The organism is Flavobacterium sp. DW-iso2 (assembly GCF_058725285.1).
This window is the reverse complement of sequence record NZ_JBZXDY010000007.1, coordinates 24,880-41,758: the sequence shown is the minus strand read 5'-3', so window position 1 is coordinate 41,758 and position 16,879 is coordinate 24,880. Positions and strand designations below refer to the sequence as shown.

The window sequence follows — 16,879 nt, the reverse complement described above, 5'->3', positions numbered from 1 at the left end:
AAGCTTTAAATCATTTATGCGATAATATTTAAAATAGTTAGTAGGGATGGGGAATGCTGAAAACAATTCGAAAGTTACTGCGCTTCTTAGGTTAAAGGCCCAAGAATTGCAAAAAAATAAAAATCAATTGAAATCTGAAGGAAAGCTTTCTGATGCCATGACATTGAAACTTATTCATGAATTAGAAGTGCATCAGATTGAGCTTCAAATGCAGAATGAAGAACTGCTTTTAGCAAAAGAGCAAGCAGAGCAGGCTATTGAAAAATATTCCCAATTGTACGATCATTCACCGTCTGGGTATTTTACGTTGTCTACTGATGGTAATGTTCTTGAAGCTAATCTCACTGGGCTCGATATGCTTGGGATACTTCGTTCAAATGTAATAAATAGTCAATTTGGTTTTTTTATTTCTGATGATACAAAAAATATATTCAATGCTTTTTTAAAAAAAATATTTAAAAGTAAGGGTACGGAGTCTTGTGAAGTCAATCTTATTACCAAAGATAAGAAATCCTTTTTTGGCCATTTATTGGGTGTTATTGCAACAGATCCTGGGCAGTGCAACATAACATTAATTGATATTACAGAACTGAAGGAGTCAGAGTTTGCCTTAGGTACTAGTAAGGAAAAATACAGAGATCTTTTGAATAATTTGGCTGAAGGTATTATTGTTCATGCACCAGATTCCTCTATAGTAATAAGTAATCCTAAAGCCTCTGAATTACTTGGTTTGAGTAAAGGTCAGTTGAAAGGAAAACAAGCAATAGATTCTGATTGGAAATTTTTGGATGAAAATTATTTGCCTTTACCGCTTGATAAATACCCCGTAAACCAAATTTTAGCTAGTAAAAAATCACTTAAAAACTTTATTGCTGGAGTTAAAAAGCCTAATTCGAAAGAGGTCATCTTACTTTTAGTAAATGGATTTCCTGTATTTGACTCAACGGGAAATTTAACAGAAATTGTAATCAGTTTTACTGATATAACAGAGATAAAGCTAATGCAAAAAGAGCTCACAAAGGCGAAAAATTTAGCTGAAAAAGCGAACAAAGCAAAATCTAATTTTCTAACTAACATGAGTCATGAAATCCGTACTCCCCTAAATGGAATAATAGGATTTAGTGATTTATTAACAAAAACAGTTCTTGATGTTAATCAATCTGAATACATTAATATAGTAAATGAGTCTGCTATTATATTGATGGAAATTATCAATGACGTATTGGATTTTTCTAAGATTGAATCAGGGAAATTAGAATTGAATATTGAAGAAATAGATATTTTGGCATTTACAAACCAAGTGATTAAGCTTTTTAAGCATCAGGCAAATTTAAAGAACATTGATCTGACATTAAATATTGGTGAGGCCGTGCCTCAATTTATCTTTGCTGACTCGGTACGACTAAAACAGATTATCGTAAACTTAATAGGGAATGCCTTAAAATTTACAAATGAAGGTTCTATAGCGCTAAATGTTAATAAGATTGCCTCTGATAACGACGCTATTTCTACTATACATTTTTCAGTAAAGGATACTGGTATTGGGATAAAGCAGCAAAATCAGGAAAAGATATTTCATTCGTTTGTACAAGAAGACCTTTCCACGACAAAAAAATTTGGTGGGACAGGGTTAGGTTTAGCAATCTCAAATCAGTTGTTAGGGTTAATGCACAGTAATTTACTCCTTGAGAGTGAATATGCAAAAGGAAGTGATTTTAATTTTACGGTAGATTTTAAGAAATCAAATAAGGAAAAAGAAACTCAAATTCCATTCCTTCATCAGATAGACGAGAACAAAGAACCCATTAAAGAATATCTGGCGAACACAAAAATATTGATTGTGGAGGACAATAGAATTAATATGCTCTTAGCAAAAAAACTCATAAAAAAAATAATACCAAATTGTATCATTTTTGAAGCGACAGATGGAAAAGAAGCCATAAAGCTGTATAAGAAAGAACAGTTGGATATTATTTTAATGGACATCCAAATGCCTAAAAAAAATGGTTTTGAAACCACGGCGGAAATCAGGAAATTAAGTCATTCTGAATCGCCACCCATAATAGCATTGACAGCAGGAATTTTTATTGAGGAAAAAGAAAAGTGTCTAGAATGTGGTATGAATGATTATATTTCTAAACCCATTAGTATAACTGATTTGGAAACCGTACTTCACAAGTGGGTGAAGGAGTAAATTTAGTTTTAGGATTTTGTACATAAAACTAATTCGTTTTTTTATAACTCCAAACGGCAAATCCATTTATAATGAAAGCATAAATGGCAATTATAAAAAACGGTCTTGAAATATCAGAAAAGGTAGCCCCTTTGAGCATTACCATTCGAATAATTTCCACAAAATAGCGAATGGGGTTGAAAAGAGTCAGCTGCTGTGCCCAAGTTGGCATGCTTTGAATAGGGGTAAACAATCCACTCATCAGAATAAAAATTACAGTAAAAAACCAGGCAATGAACATGGCTTGTTGTTGGGTTTCGGTGTAGTTAGAAATGAATAGTCCTATGCCTAGTATCACCAATAAATATACTGAAGTAAACAGATAGATCAATCCTATATTCCCTAATATGGGAATGTTGAACACGATCCTGGCAATAAGCAATCCCACCGTTAAGATCATTAATCCTAATACCCAAAACGGGAATAATTTCCCTATGATGAATTGATGTTTTTTTATGGGGGTAACATTGATTTGTTCTAGTGTCCCAATTTCTTTCTCACGCACAATATTCATGGCTGATAAAAATAAGGTGAGCATCGTTACCAATAATACCAAAATACCTGGAACCATCAGGGTTTTATAATTTAAGGTATTGTTGTACCAAAAGGAAGGGATGGTAACAATGTTTTGAGGCTTTACAAAGGAATTGTCATTGTATTGATATAGTTGGCTTTGTATTTTTTGATTGAAACTAGCTATAATTTGGGTAATATATACATTTTCGACACCAGCAGCCGCGCCGTCAATGGCATTGATGCTTACGGATAGCGTTGTTTTTTTCTCCGTCAGAAGATTGCGTTCAAAATGATTGGGTATTTCAAGAATAACATCCACTTTGCCATTTTCCATTTGTAGGTTGGCTTCTTTCTTTGATTCGAAATGGTCAATTATTTTAAAATAGTCTGAGGATTGAAATTTACTAATTAATTCTCTCGATGATGCGGAATGGTCATTATCGATATAAGAGAATTTGATATTTTTCACTTCAAAGCTAGCTGCATTGGATAAAATTAGCAGCTGGATAAATGGCAAGACAAATATAATGGGCAGCATCGCTTTATTTCTAAAGATTTGTCTGAACTCCTTTTGTATGATGAATAGTATTGTTCTCATATTTTGTTTTTTAGCCCTGATTGAAGTGGAAATCCTTTTATCTCGTTTTTTAACGAGTTAAAAGATTGAAGCGTAAAGCAGGAAATAGCTCCTAAAACTGAAACGGATTCAGTTTAACAATTTACTCTAATCTTATTTTATATTTTTTGATGCTTAGAATTATAAAAAACAGTGTCATTCCTATAAGGATTAGTGTTTCTTTCCAGATAATTTCGATTGAAGCTCCTTTCAGCATAATGGCCTTAATGATTATAATAAACCATTTTGCGGGGATTATATTGCTGATTACTTGCAATGGTAGTGGCATACTGGAAAGCGGAAATATGAAGCCTGAAAGGATGATTACGGGCAGCATTAATCCCATTAGGGAAATCATCATGGCGGTTTGTTGCGAATTAGAAAGGGTTGAAATCAATATCCCTAATGAAAGTGCCGTGATAATGAAAAGAATACTTTCGAAAGCGAGTAAAAGTATACTTCCTTCAATGGGCATTCCAAAAACAAAAACGCCTAAAACGACGATTACGGTGGCATTGATTATCGAAAGGAAGATATAGGGAAATACTTTCCCCAGAATAACCTGCAACGGGTTTAAGGGAGAGACGAGCAGCACTTCCATGGTACCGAGTTCTTTTTCACGGGTAATGGATATGGATGTCATCATCGCCGAAACCAGCATTAAAATCACCGTCATCACGCCAGGGACAAAGGTAAAAACACTCTTGAGTTCTGGATTGTAGTACAATTGGGTTTGTGTCTGTATTTGATAAGCGGGTTGGTTTGTGTTGTTTATTTCTTGTGTGTGATTTTGCAAAATGGCATTGACATAATTGGTAATGGTATTCGCAATATTGGGATCTGTCGCATCTGTAATTACTTGTAATTTGGCTTGTTTTTGGGTTTGCAGGTTTTTTACAAAATGATTTTCAAAAACCAAAACCGCTTTGACTTTCCCTTTTTTGAATATGGATTCTATTTGCGACTCTGAACTGATTTCCTGTTCGATATGAAAATACTTGGAAGCACTGATTTTGTTGATTATTTTTTGCGTTTCGGTATCTTTTGACTTGTCTAGAATGGCAATGTTAACATTGTTGATCTCATTAGTAATGGCAAAACCGAACAACATGATTTGAGCGATAGGCATCCCAAAAAGGATAAACATCGAGCGCTTATCGCGAAAAATGTGATAAAATTCTTTTGTTACAAAACCGATAAATCTTTTCATTCTATTTTGTGTTTAAGCGCAAAGTTCGCAAGGTTCGCAAAGGTGTTTTCTTTAGTCTTTTCTCTTTGTTCTATTTTCTTATTTATAACTTCTATTCAACATTTCGAGCCAGTTTTAAAAAGACGTCGTTCATTGATTCTACATTAAATTGTTGTTTTAAGTTTTTGGGTGTATCCAAAGCTTCAATATTTCCTTCCACCATGATGGAAACCCGGTCACAATACTCGGCTTCATCCATGTAATGCGTGGTTACAAAAATGGTAGTTCCTTTATGGGCCTCGGCATAAATCATTTCCCAGAATTGCCTTCTTGTAATAGGATCCACTCCACCAGTAGGTTCATCGAGAAAAACAATTTTAGGTTCGTGCAATAAAGCCACTGAAAAAGATAGTTTCTGTTTCCAACCCAAAGGCAAATCGCCAACCAGTTTGTTAAGAGCCTTCTCAAGTCCAAGTTCCAAAGCTAACTGAGCTGTTTTTTCTTTTATTTTATTTCGGCTTAAACCATAAATTCCGCCAAAAAAAGTAATGTTTTCCTTGATGGTGAGATCATCATACATGGAGAATCTTTGGCTCATGTAGCCAATGCTTTTCTTAACCATTTCTGCTGCAGTCTTTACGTCATAACCGGCTACAGTAACTTCTCCAGATGTAGGCCTTGATATTCCAATAAGCATTTTCATAGCCGTTGTTTTTCCAGCGCCATTTGCCCCGAGAAAACCAAATATTTCCCCTTTATAGACCTCAAAAGAAATGTTGTCAACAGCGGTGAAGCTGCCAAATTTCTTGCTGAGGTTTTTTACTTCTATGATTTTTTCCTGACTCAAAATTTATTGATTTAGGGTGGTTAAATCCATGAATATATCTTCGATTGAAGTTTTTGAAACACGAATTTCTATTTCAGTATGGCTTCTTTCTTTTAGGTAATTTTCTAGTTCAATTGGATTAAAATCATCTGTTTTATCACAGTAATGAATGTACTCCCCAAAAGCATAGACACTGTATTGACTGGGATATTCTTTTAAATCCTGAATCAATTTATGGGTATTCCTAGTACGGACATCATAAATCGTTTTGTCGTACTTTGAGATGATATTTGCGGGTGTGTCAATCTTTAAAATAGCGCCTTTTTGAATCAATGCAATCCGGTCACATAAAGCGGCTTCATCCATATAGGGTGTAGAAACCAATATTGTAATCCCTCTTTGTTGCAATCGCTTCAACATGTCCCAAAATTCTTTTCTCGAAACGGGATCAACTCCGGTTGTGGGTTCATCCAGAAATAGAACTTTCGGTTTGTGAATCAAGGCGCAGCATAAGGCGAGTTTTTGCTTCATTCCGCCAGAAAGTGCGCCAGCTCGTCTGTCTTTAAAGGGTTCAATTTGGACGTATATCTCTTTGATAACATCATAGTTTTCTTCTAGTGTAGTTCCAAAAATAGTGGCAAAAAAGCTTAGATTTTCGGCGACAGTTAAATCTTGATACAAGGAGAATTTTCCTGGCATATAGCCAATGCTCCTTCGGATGGATTTATAGTCGGCAACGACATCAAAACCAGCTACCGTAGCCGTTCCTTCATTGGGTAGTAAAAGAGTAGTCAATATTCTAAAAAGAGTTGTTTTTCCCGCACCATCAGGACCAATCAATCCAAATATCTCGCCTTCTTTTACATCAAAAGAAACAGACGCAACGGCTAAGTTGTCTTTGTAGGATTTAGAAATATTTTGGACTTGAATACTCATTATTTAATCAATAAAAGATTGCTTTCGGCTATTGCATCGAGGCTATGTTTTACATTGGCTTTTATATTGACAAAGTCACCTGATTTTAATTCAATAGTCTTGTCATTCCCTTCTTTATAAATTGCGTTTCCTGAAACACAAACTAATAGCGCCGGAACTTTACTCAGGTGTTCCTTTAATTGTTCTCCCGTTGCGATTTGCAGTGAGATCACTTTGCCTTCTGTCGTAGAGAATAGCATATTGGTTTGAACGGCTTTATTGTCTGTGTGAAGATTTGTTAGGTTCATTATGATTTTTTTTCAGCGTTATTTAAATTTCCCATTCCTTTACCATTTTTATGATTTTGCTTAAAATGAGTGTCAAACCATTTTGGGGTTTCTATTTCATTGTCATAAATATAGGTCGCAATTTTCGTTAAATCTTCTTTTTTGAAATTCTGTTTTGGCATTGCATTAAATTTATTGATTGCCCCCATCATTAATGCATTTTCTTCTTTAGGATCACTTGCATATGCAACTAAAGCATTTATAAAATCTTCTCTGTTACTATATTGCATGGAATATCGTTTCTTAATTGCAATCATAGGAGGGGCAATAATATCATCATGCGATTTTGAGGTAACGCTATGGCAAGCATAACATTTTTGTGTCATTAATTGCAATCCTTCGTTATCTTGAATAATAAATTCAGAAGCGCTATCGTTTTTTGCTATGTTTGATGTTGTCTTATTGTTACAGCTGCCAAAAGCAATTGCTAAAACTAGTATTGTTAAGAGTCTTGATTTCATGTTTTTTATTTTTTACCGCATCCACTATTAGATTCACTCAAAATCGTATTGTAATATGCTATTGTAATGTATTGTGGAATATAAGTTACGCCACTTAAAGCAAGTTGATTGGTGTACCCGCGGATATGATTTTTTGAACCACAGCTTAAATTATCATACACAGCTAATAAATCTGATTTTGTTGTGTTATTTATAAAACCATCAATATCATTGATGTCTAAATCTTCAATTGTCGCTCCCACTTTTAATGCTTCAATAGAAGAAATATCGGATTGAGCGGTTAAGCTATTATATAATGCTTGCAATTCAGTACTCTTAAAAACACCTCTTTGTGTTGATGCTGGGTCAGTAATGCCGTACTTGTTCAATAAATTCAAAACACTATCCATGTGTTGTTGTTCGCTTTGAGCGATAGAGTTAAAAATACTAATTTGGTATTTGTCAAAAGAGTACATATATACATCTCTAGCTAATTTCTCTTCTTCTCGCAAAAATTTTAGATCGCTAATCTCATTTGGTGTTAGCGAAGCCAAAGGCGCAGTATTATTGTCATTAGAACAACTACTGAACATTATAAATGCTACTGCAGTAGTAAAAAAAATTTTTTTCATACTATTTGTTTTTTAAGTTTGTTCTGTAAATTTAACCATTTGGTTAACAGGCAGAAGTGACTTAAGTTACATAACCAACATTTAATTTATTTAATCCACATTTCGGCTGGCATCCCTATTTTTAAACGTCCGTCGTTTTTTACGCTTACTTTCACGGCATATACCAGGTTTACCCGTTCTTCTTTGGTCTGAATGATTTTCGGAGTAAATTCTGCAGCCGATGCAATCCAGGAAATCGTTCCTGGATACGATTTCATTTCGGCATCACTGTCAATTTTAACGTTGACTTTTTGTCCCACTTTTATTGCAGATAATTGGGTTTCGCTTACATATACGCGCAACGTCATCTCAGAAATATTGGCAATTTTATATAGTGGTTTTCCAAAAGCCGTGATTTCATTTGGCTCTGCATATTTGGCTAAAACCGTTCCTTTTATCGGGTTGATGATTTTACTTTTCTGGATTTGATCGTTAATTTTTTCTATTTGAACATCAATCGTTTTTGCTTCGTTTAGGATTGGCGCATCTTGAGTTCCTACACTTTTTATTTGTTCTTTTAAAACGTTCACTTTGCCTTCCACTTCATCAACTTGGCGTTTCGTAGCTGCGTTTTCAGTATACATATTCTGAACTCTCTTTTGCTCAATCAATGTTGTTTTGAGTTGCTCTTGCAAAACATTAGTTTGGGACAGTACATTTTTTGATTTCGAAAATACGGTAGTTTTCGAAGCTAGTAATTGCTGTTTATTCAAGTACAATTGGGTGGTATCTATTAATCCTATTGTAGTATTAGGCTCAAGAACCACTCCTTCTTCTAAATTTAAGAATTCAATTTTCCCATTGGCTTCCGCCGAAATAGTAACTTCAGTAGCTTCAAAGTTACCGTAACCATCTGCCTTGTCGTTATTTTTGTTGCAAGCCGCTAGACTTAGTATCGTTAGAGCGATAATTATTTTTTTCATAATAGTTCATTTATTGATCGCTTTAGAAGCCGAAATGTTTTTTTTAATTTCCTTTTATAACTTGGTAATTGGCTTTCGCCAAAAGCAATTGAATTTCATGTAATTTCTGATTCGTTTTGGCTTCGTATAGATTTGTCAATTCGACCAAATAGTCAGAGGAAGTGATTACACCATTTCTTAGTTGCGCATCAGATGATTTTACGACATATTCTCTTAAGGAAATAATATCTGTATCAGTGACGATTACTTCCTGCAATTTATTTACTTCATTTTCCATCTCCTGCAATTGAAGATCGGTATTGAGTAAAAAGGTTTCTTTTTCGGTAGTCACGATTGCCTCAGAAATGACTAGAGCGTCTTTCTCTTTTTTTGATTTATTCCAGTCAAATACATTCCAATTTGCTTTTACGCCTACCATGTAAAAAGTTTGAAAGGAATTATCTAGCATATTTAATCCTGGATTTCCGTAACCCGCTTGGCCAAATGCATTTACCCGCGGTAAATTATTTTTTGAAATCGTGTTTTTTGAGATTTCAATTTGTTCGTTTTGTAAATCAAACAATTGCAGTTCGGGGCGATTGTTTTCCGTACTTATTTTCCAATCAATTACAGGCTTTATTAAAGTTACCTCGTTATTTATGGTCGAAGATGTCAATGAAGAAAGACTTTCCAATGCTCTTTTCTTGTCAAACTTAATTTCGGTAAGCTGTTGTCTTATTTTTAGTTTTTCTGCCTCTAGCACTTTCTCAGATGCGGGAAGGATAGCGCCAAACTTTATTCCAGATTTCACTTCTTTAATCTTGGCGTCTAATTGTTCTTGTTTTGAAATCAAAATAGTCTGGCGCTCTTGTAGAAGAAAGGTCGAGAAGTACAGTTGATTAATTCTTGATTTGAGTTGGTACAGATTGACTGTAGTTTGTTGCTGTTGCGTTTTGGTTTGTGCTTCTTTAATTTTAGCATTAGCATCAATTAGACCGCCGTTATAGATTAGTTGGTTGACATCTAGGGTAGCACGGTATTGATCTTTGTTGGGTGGGTTTACTGTGACATTTGGTAAACTAATTGGCAGAGACGTTACATCTGACTGATAAGTTGCTTGTGCATTTAAGTCAATCTTCGGTAGTTTCGCTTTATTGAGCGCTTCTATTTCTAAGGCTGATTTTTGTTGAAGCAGATTGGTTTGTCTGGCAATAGGATAGTTTTTATTGGAAAAATCATAGCATTCTTCCAGAGACAATGTTTGCTGGCCTATTGATAATAGTGGTAACAGCAGTAGTAATAGGAGGTTTGTTCGTCTCATTTTTTTATCGAATTTATAATTTGTGTAGCAATACTAGTTTTTCGTTCTTCCATCATTTCGTTAAATTCTGAATTAGAAATTTGTATTAGGCCTTTGACCAACATTTGCGCTGCAAAGGGAAAAACAGTCAAAGAAAAAATATCCATCAGAAGTTGTTTAGGCTTCAGAGGTTTTATTATCCCTGCTTCAATTTCGTTTTCAATTTGGCCAATTAGTACGCTAGGATCAGGTCTGTTTTCATGATTTAAAAATTTCATGACAAACTCAGGATTGTTGTTCATTTCCTGAATCACAAAGGGCGGTAAATATGGATTGTCGATTACGAATGAAATATAATTATGGGTGAACTTTGTTATTTTTTCAAAAACAGTATCGCTTGAATTAAAGATGGCATTGATTTGAGGAGCCAATTGGTTGAAGGCATTCATGAATACTGCCTCAAAAAGAAGTTGTTTGTTTTTAAAACAATAATGCAACATGGCTTTGTTAATTCCCGCTTCATCTGCAATTTCCTGCATACGTGCTCCCGCGAATCCCTTTTTTTGGAACACAGTTCTTGCCGCATTAAATATTTTTTCTTCCGTATTCATTTAGTATTAACTTTATGGTTTAACCGTTTGGTTAGCAAAGCTAGAAAAAAAAAGCAACCAGAGTTACTTTTTTTCTTTTTTTACAAACATATTAAATAGTAAACCACCCATTAGGCTTCCATATAAAGTGGAGTTGAGCGGTTTAGATGTGATAGAGCAGCTTCCTGAGGCACAGCCTACAAAATGGTAATATGCATATCCTGCAATGGCACCAACTAGTATACCTGTTCCAGTAAGAATTATGGCTTTTCTTGTCATTTATTACTTTTTTCCAATATGATTTTGATGATAGCATTTTTATCCAAGACACCTGATTCTCTCCACAATTGTTTTCCTTCTTGAAACAGAATCATCGTGGGAACACCTCGCACCTGATACTGAGATGCTATTTGTTGGTTTTTATCCACATCAATTTTTATAATTGAAATTCGGTCTCCTAAATTATCTTTTACTTCTTTTAAAATGGGTCCGAGTACTTTGCAGGGTCCGCACCAAGTAGCGTGGAAATCGATTAGTACCGGTTTCTCTGATTTTATGAGATTATCAAAACTATTGTTCATTTTTATTTTTTTTTAAAGGTCGCACTGAGCATCCATTAAGGCTGCATCCAGTATTAAAAATCGATTGGAATAGAAAAAATACAGCCATGAAACCGAATAACAGCTGTTGATATTGTATCGCTTGCTGTATTAAAAACAGTCCAATTGCAAGCCGAATCCAGCGCATGGGATGCCAGTTTGTTAATAGTAATTGTTTCATTGTGTTATTTTTTTTATTTTGTAATGGTCATCATAAGACACTATTTTCTGTAGTTCTTCTAATGGAATTTCTATAGTGCTAACAAGTAGAACTTCCGTAAAATTGCCGTTCATGCTTACATTAAGTACGTCCTTAACCGCTGCAAACTTTTTAGTAACGGTATTCATGCAGCTGCTGGAAGTAATTCCTTCAAATTCATAAAGATTCACTGCAACAGCACTATTTTTTTTAAATTCGAAAAACAATTCCGAATTGCTTCTAGGCGCAATAGAATTATCGCTTTTTTCTAATTTGATAAAGTCAAATGGATTTACAAAAAGCAATTCATATTCTTCTTGGCTTCCGCCAAAAGGAGGGCTTACCTCAAATGTTCTATTAAATAACAATCCAGCAAGTATTCCGTTTTTTGCTAAAAGCTCGTGCATTTTCCAAACATATTTTTGACGCATTAGCGGCGGTAAAGCACAAAAAAAGGTTTGCTCAATAATCAAATCATATTCGCCCTTGTGGTCGAAAAAATCACCCAATAGGACTTGTATGCGGGTATCGCTTATAAATTTTTCGTCAATAATTTTTACTAATGTAGGAGCAATATCTATTACCGTAACATTAGTAAATCCTTGTTCGAGAAGGTAGGCAGCCTCGTAGGTGTTCCCACAGCCTGGAATTAAAATAGCAATGTCTTTATCTTTTAAAGTGTCGACATAGCTTTTAATTGGCGGAGATACTAAGCCCAAATCCCAACCAGTAATATTTGCTTTATACTGTGCATCCCAATAGTCTTGATCTAAGGGTTTGTTACAGGATTCATTACTCATAATAATCAAATTTATAATCTCCAATGTGTTTTTCATTTTCAGTAATCATCTTTCTGTGCTTAAAAAAATTCAATAGTCCCAAGGATAAAATTACAAAGGCAATCGTATAAAGAGAAATTTCTATTACGATACTGTTCTCAATCATCAATAGATTTCTAGTACTTAAACCTGCAACAAAAAAATACATGGCGGTGCGAATAAAAGCTAAGACAGTGGTCTGATTTGCTAAAGTAGTTCGCTGTAATGCGAGACGCTCTCTTAAGATTAAGTCTTTATTGACTGTCTCTTTCATATATTTAATTACGTTTTACTTTTATTGTCGCGACTGCTACTATGGCTAAATATTGAATACATTGGGCAAAAGCTGATGAGACTTGTAATGAATAAAATAACAGCAATACCGCCAAAAATAATTGCTACAGTACCGCTTATAATATTTGTTAAATATAGTAATGCAATAATTGCCGCTATTGTTCCTCTAATGATTTTGTCTGTCATCCCTAAATTCCTTTTCATAATATTTTTTTTAAAATTAAAACTCTTGAATTAAAATAGTTATTATGAATTTACGTTATAAATAACTGAAAAACAAGTACTTTAACAAGTGGTTGTACTAAATTTTTATTTTGATAAAATTTTACTTTGACATACAAAATCAGTTTTAGGCAATTCCGTTTTAGCAATAGCATTAAATCCGCCCTCAATTTCTTTAAAATTTCTGAAGCCGCGAGCCTGTAATATCGAGGCGGCAATCATGCTGCGGTATCCGCCGGCACAATGCAAGAAAAACGGTTCTTTAGGATCGATATCTTTGATCCAGTCATTTATACTTGATAGCGGCTTGCTAAAGGCATCTTCAACATGTTCTGCGCTATATTCACTGTCTTTACGGATATCAACAACTTTGCTTTCTCCTATTTTTATTTCTTTAGCAAACTCTTCTGCTGTGATTCTATTAATGGTATCAATTTCTTTTTCTGCTTTTTTCCAAGCCTCAAAACCACCGTTGAGATGACCTATTAAGTTGTCAAATCCCACACGACTTAAACGTGTTACCGATTCTTCTTCCTGACCAATTTCTGTAACAAGGATGATGGGTTGTTTTACATCACCAATTAAAGCGCCTACCCATGGAGCAAAATCACCTTCAATACCTATGTTTATCGATTGTGGAATAAATCCTTTGGCGAAAGCCTCATTCTTACGAGTGTCCAAAATTAGAGCTCCAGTCTCTTCGACTACCGCTTCAAAATCATTAACTTCAATAGCTCTCATGCCGTTGTTTAAAACAGTCTCAAAGCTTTCATATCCTTGCTTGTTCATGGCGACGTTCATTCCAAAATAGGCTGGGGGAGGTAGTAAACCATCCGTGACTTCCTTGATGAATTCGTCCTCAGTCATGTTTGCTCTCAAAGCATAATTAGTTTCTTTCTGGTTACCAATGGTCGAAACCGTTTCTTTACTCATGTTTTTACCACAAGCGCTACCAGCACCGTGAGCAGGATATACAATGACATCATCTGGCAAAGTCATGATTTTATCTCTCAAGGAATGAAACAATATTCCAGCTAGTTGTTCCTGCGTCATAGAAGCTGCTTTTTGAGCTAAATCAGGTCTTCCTACATCACCAATAAACAGCGTGTCGCCAGAGAAAATAGCATGTTCTTTACCATTTTTATCAATCAATAAATAGGTAGTACTTTCCATAGTATGCCCAGGAGTGTGTAGTGCTTTTATTTTGATGTCTCCAAGAATAAATTCTTGACCGTCAGTAGCAATGATTGCTTCAAATGTTGGCTTAGCAGTTGGTCCATATACAATTGGTGCTGCAGTCGCTTTACTTAAATCCAGATGTCCCGAAACAAAATCAGCGTGAAAATGCGTTTCAAAAATGTATTTAAGTTTTACATTATCGCGTTCTAATCTGTCCAGATAGGGTTGTACTTCGCGAAGAGGATCAATAATAGCCGCTTCACCATTTGAAGTTATATAATAAGCACCTTGTGCTAAACATCCTGTATATATTTGTTCTATTTGCATGATAGTATTTTTTTAAAATTCTTATACAAAGATAATTTTTGTATTTCTATTTCACAGTGACTAATGTTACATAATTACTTTTTTTTTCTATAAATATCTCATAACAAAGTTATTAACGCTATTTATAAAAAATAATGATAAATATCAGGAGATAAAAAGAACAATTATGTAAATTAGATTACGTAAGCAGTTTAGATTTAGGGTATCTTTATAAAAAATACTTCAGTATGGAAGAAATGCTTTTTTATGATAGAATGCAGTTCGCATTCACGATTACTTTTCATTACCTTTTTCCACAATTAACGATGGGCTTGTCCTTAATCATTGTTTATTTTAAGTGGAAATTCCTAAAAACAGACGATATAAAATACAATAAAGCGACTCATTTTTGGATGAAGATTTTTGCTTTAAATTTTGCTATGGGTGTGGTCACGGGAATTCCAATGGAGTTTCAGTTTGGAACCAATTGGGCTAAATTTTCAGAGTTAACAGGGGGGATTATTGGACAGACATTAGCAATGGAGGGTATGTTTTCTTTCTTTTTGGAGTCTTCTTTTTTAGGTATGTTTCTCTTTGGAGAAAAAATTATAGGACATAAATGGCATTTTGTAACTGGACTCCTCATTTTCTTGGGATCGTGGGCAAGTGGTTTTTTAATTATAGCGACCCATTCTTGGATGCAAAACCCTGTAGGGTATGAGATTCTGGCTAACGGAAAATTTGTGCTTACTAATTTTGTCGCTTTGTTTGCAAATCCTTGGTTATGGCCTTCTTATTTGCACAATCAGGCGGCTTCACTGGTAACTAGCTCTTTTGTAGTAGCTGGAATTGGAGCGCTGTATATTTTGAGTAAGCGCAATGAAGATTATGGTAAGCTATTTCTAAAAACGGGGGTTGTTTTTGGGTTAATATCAAGTCTAATTGTAGCAGTGCCTACGGGAGATTTGTTAGCGAAAAACGTGGTAAAATACCAACCCGTTACTTTTGCGGCTATGGAAGGAATTTTTCATACCGAAGAAAAAGGAGCCGAAATTGTTTTGATAGGGCAACCTGACGTAAAAGATAAAAAATTAGATAATAAGATTGCGGTGCCCAATGTTTTAAGTTTTTTGACCTATGGGAATTGGGATACCGCCGTTAAAGGATTAGATCAATTTGATGAAAATACGTATCCTACTAATATTTCAGGACTGTATTATGCGTATCATATTATGGTAGGTTTAGGAACACTTTTTATTGGTTTAATGTCTTTGGCAGCTTTGCAATTATATAGAAAAAAGCTATTTGGAACTAAATGGATCTTATGGGCTTTGTTTTTTATGATGCCATTTCCTTATATCGCAAATACTACTGGATGGTACACCTCAGAGCTAGGAAGACAACCTTGGTTGGTGTACAACTTGCTGCGAACATCAGAAGGCATATCGCCCACGGTTTCTTCAGGGAATACCTTGTTTACCTTATTGGGGTTTGTAGGTTTGTACCTGCTGTTAGGTTTGTTGTTTCTACTTTTGGTTGGAAAAATAATTAAAAATGGTCCCGAAACTGTAAAAAAATAGATGATTATGGAATTCTTTTGGTATGTTGTTTTAATGGGAATTTTAGCGGTTTATGTCGTTTTGGATGGCTATGATTTTGGGGCAGGAATTATTCATTTATTTTTTGCCGAAACGGAAAAAGATAAAAAAGCGATAACCAATGCCATTGGCCCTTTTTGGGATGCTAATGAAGTGTGGTTAATTGCCGCAGGAGGCGTTTTGTTCTTTGCTTTTCCTACATTATATGCCTCGTCTTTTAGTGGTTTTTACTTGCCTTTAATGATGATTTTATGGTTGCTCATCTTTCGAGCCATTGGATTGGAATTGCGCGGACAAATACACCATCCTATGTGGGAGGCTGTTTGGGACAAAGCTTTTGGAATAGCGAGTTTATTATTGGCATTATTTTTTGGTGTTGCCTTAGGAAATGTGGTTCGCGGAGTAAATCTTGGTATGGTAACCAATGGGGTTTCTACTCAGGAAGCTCATTTTTTCTTTTTGCCTTTGTGGAATGCTACATTTAGCCCTAAAGCCGATCAGTTAGGGATTATCGATTGGTTTACCTTGTTTTTAGGTGTTGTGAGTGTGGTGGCTTTAATGATTCATGGAGCCAATTGGATCATCTATAAAACCAATTCAGACTTGAATCCAAAGTTAAAACAAGTGGTCTTTAAACTCAATTTTGTATTACTCGCTTTGGTAATTTTTTCATTGTTAATTTGGCATAATATTGAGCCTGAGCCTTTTCATAATTATATAGATAATCCGCTGCTTTGGGTTTTTCCTTTATTGTGCTTTATCGGTATTTTTGGATTATTTAAAGTGAAATCATTTACCCATGATGGCGCCGGGTTTTTATTTTCAAGTTTATTCTTGGTAGGAGGATTTACATCAACTGCAGCTTCTATTTTTCCTAATGTTTTACCGTCTACGAATAGTGTCAATCCTTCCTTGACTATTTACAATGTGGCTGCCGATGACTATGGATTGTCAGTAGGCGTTTACTGGTTTGTGATCGCTTTGATTTTGGTAATCACTTATTTTATTATCCAATATAAAGTCTTTAGTGGAAAAATGGATAACATAGGCTATGGTGAACACTAATTTATCTAAAAGGCTAAATACAAAAACTCCCTTGTCAATGGTATGGCAAGGGAG

19 protein-coding genes are annotated in these 16,879 nt (G+C 34.8%); 3 read left to right on the top strand and 16 right to left on the bottom strand.

Going from position 1 to position 16,879, the window contains the following annotated elements; translation table 11 throughout:
* Positions 1 to 106 precede the first annotated feature (106 nt).
* On the top strand, positions 107 to 2,194 hold the full coding sequence (locus AC4PRO_RS06665) for a response regulator (protein ID WP_492116793.1): 2,088 nt from the start codon (positions 107 to 109) through the stop codon (positions 2,192 to 2,194).
* A 28-nt stretch (positions 2,195 to 2,222) separates the two neighbouring features.
* Here the strand turns inward: AC4PRO_RS06665 and AC4PRO_RS06660 are convergent, their stop codons facing one another.
* The 16 genes from AC4PRO_RS06660 to AC4PRO_RS06585 all read right to left on the bottom strand — a co-directional run bounded on the left by AC4PRO_RS06660 (position 2,223) and on the right by AC4PRO_RS06585 (position 14,183).
* Positions 2,223 to 3,347 (bottom strand): ABC transporter permease, encoded by a 1,125-nt coding sequence (locus AC4PRO_RS06660; protein ID WP_492116792.1) that lies wholly within the window; start codon positions 3,345 to 3,347, stop codon positions 2,223 to 2,225.
* Between the two features lie 121 nt (positions 3,348 to 3,468).
* Positions 3,469 to 4,575, bottom strand: a complete 1,107-nt coding sequence (locus AC4PRO_RS06655) for an ABC transporter permease (protein ID WP_492116791.1) — start codon at positions 4,573 to 4,575, stop codon at positions 3,469 to 3,471.
* 91 nt (positions 4,576 to 4,666) lie between these two features.
* Positions 4,667 to 5,401, bottom strand: coding sequence for an ABC transporter ATP-binding protein (locus tag AC4PRO_RS06650; RefSeq protein ID WP_492116790.1), 735 nt, complete (start codon positions 5,399 to 5,401; stop codon positions 4,667 to 4,669).
* A gap of 3 nt (positions 5,402 to 5,404) precedes the next feature.
* Positions 5,405 to 6,316, bottom strand: a complete 912-nt coding sequence (locus tag AC4PRO_RS06645; RefSeq protein WP_492116789.1) for an ABC transporter ATP-binding protein — start codon at positions 6,314 to 6,316, stop codon at positions 5,405 to 5,407.
* Positions 6,316 to 6,603, bottom strand: a complete 288-nt coding sequence (locus AC4PRO_RS06640) for a cupin domain-containing protein (RefSeq protein WP_492116788.1) — start codon at positions 6,601 to 6,603, stop codon at positions 6,316 to 6,318. The genes AC4PRO_RS06645 and AC4PRO_RS06640 overlap by 1 nt, the downstream gene beginning before the upstream one ends.
* A complete protein-coding gene (locus AC4PRO_RS06635) occupies positions 6,603 to 7,103 on the bottom strand; it encodes a c-type cytochrome (RefSeq protein WP_492116787.1) in 501 nt (166 codons plus the stop codon). The genes AC4PRO_RS06640 and AC4PRO_RS06635 overlap by 1 nt, the downstream gene beginning before the upstream one ends.
* Positions 7,104 to 7,108: 5 nt before the next feature.
* Positions 7,109 to 7,714, bottom strand: coding sequence for a DUF2202 domain-containing protein (locus AC4PRO_RS06630; RefSeq protein ID WP_492116786.1), 606 nt, complete (start codon positions 7,712 to 7,714; stop codon positions 7,109 to 7,111).
* An 86-nt stretch (positions 7,715 to 7,800) separates the two neighbouring features.
* Positions 7,801 to 8,676 (bottom strand): HlyD family secretion protein, encoded by an 876-nt coding sequence (locus AC4PRO_RS06625; protein WP_492116785.1) that lies wholly within the window; start codon positions 8,674 to 8,676, stop codon positions 7,801 to 7,803.
* A 43-nt stretch (positions 8,677 to 8,719) separates the two neighbouring features.
* Positions 8,720 to 9,976, bottom strand: a complete 1,257-nt coding sequence (locus AC4PRO_RS06620) for a TolC family protein (RefSeq protein WP_492116784.1) — start codon at positions 9,974 to 9,976, stop codon at positions 8,720 to 8,722.
* Positions 9,973 to 10,566 (bottom strand): TetR/AcrR family transcriptional regulator, encoded by a 594-nt coding sequence (locus tag AC4PRO_RS06615; protein WP_492116783.1) that lies wholly within the window; start codon positions 10,564 to 10,566, stop codon positions 9,973 to 9,975. Before AC4PRO_RS06615 ends, AC4PRO_RS06620 begins: the two co-directional genes overlap by 4 nt.
* 63 nt (positions 10,567 to 10,629) lie before the next feature.
* Positions 10,630 to 10,824, bottom strand: a complete 195-nt coding sequence (locus tag AC4PRO_RS06610) for a DUF6132 family protein (RefSeq protein ID WP_492116782.1) — start codon at positions 10,822 to 10,824, stop codon at positions 10,630 to 10,632.
* A complete protein-coding gene (trxA, locus tag AC4PRO_RS06605) occupies positions 10,821 to 11,126 on the bottom strand; it encodes a thioredoxin (RefSeq protein ID WP_074722772.1) in 306 nt (101 codons plus the stop codon). Before trxA ends, AC4PRO_RS06610 begins: the two co-directional genes overlap by 4 nt.
* 195 nt (positions 11,127 to 11,321) lie before the next feature.
* Positions 11,322 to 12,179 (bottom strand): methyltransferase domain-containing protein, encoded by an 858-nt coding sequence (locus AC4PRO_RS06600; protein ID WP_492116781.1) that lies wholly within the window; start codon positions 12,177 to 12,179, stop codon positions 11,322 to 11,324.
* Complete coding sequence (locus AC4PRO_RS06595; RefSeq protein WP_492116780.1) at positions 12,136 to 12,435, bottom strand: DUF202 domain-containing protein; 300 nt, start codon at positions 12,433 to 12,435, stop codon at positions 12,136 to 12,138. The genes AC4PRO_RS06600 and AC4PRO_RS06595 overlap by 44 nt, the downstream gene beginning before the upstream one ends.
* An 8-nt stretch (positions 12,436 to 12,443) precedes the next feature.
* A complete protein-coding gene (locus AC4PRO_RS06590) occupies positions 12,444 to 12,659 on the bottom strand; it encodes a YgaP family membrane protein (protein WP_074722764.1) in 216 nt (71 codons plus the stop codon).
* A gap of 105 nt (positions 12,660 to 12,764) precedes the next feature.
* Positions 12,765 to 14,183 (bottom strand): MBL fold metallo-hydrolase, encoded by a 1,419-nt coding sequence (locus AC4PRO_RS06585; protein WP_492116779.1) that lies wholly within the window; start codon positions 14,181 to 14,183, stop codon positions 12,765 to 12,767.
* A gap of 227 nt (positions 14,184 to 14,410) precedes the next feature.
* Between AC4PRO_RS06585 and AC4PRO_RS06580 the strand changes: the two genes are divergently transcribed.
* Entirely contained in the window at positions 14,411 to 15,742 is a 1,332-nt protein-coding gene (locus tag AC4PRO_RS06580; RefSeq protein WP_492116778.1) for a cytochrome ubiquinol oxidase subunit I, read from the top strand.
* A 6-nt stretch (positions 15,743 to 15,748) separates the two neighbouring features.
* A complete protein-coding gene (gene cydB, locus AC4PRO_RS06575; protein WP_492116777.1) occupies positions 15,749 to 16,825 on the top strand; it encodes a cytochrome d ubiquinol oxidase subunit II in 1,077 nt (358 codons plus the stop codon).
* Positions 16,826 to 16,879: the final 54 nt, after the last annotated feature.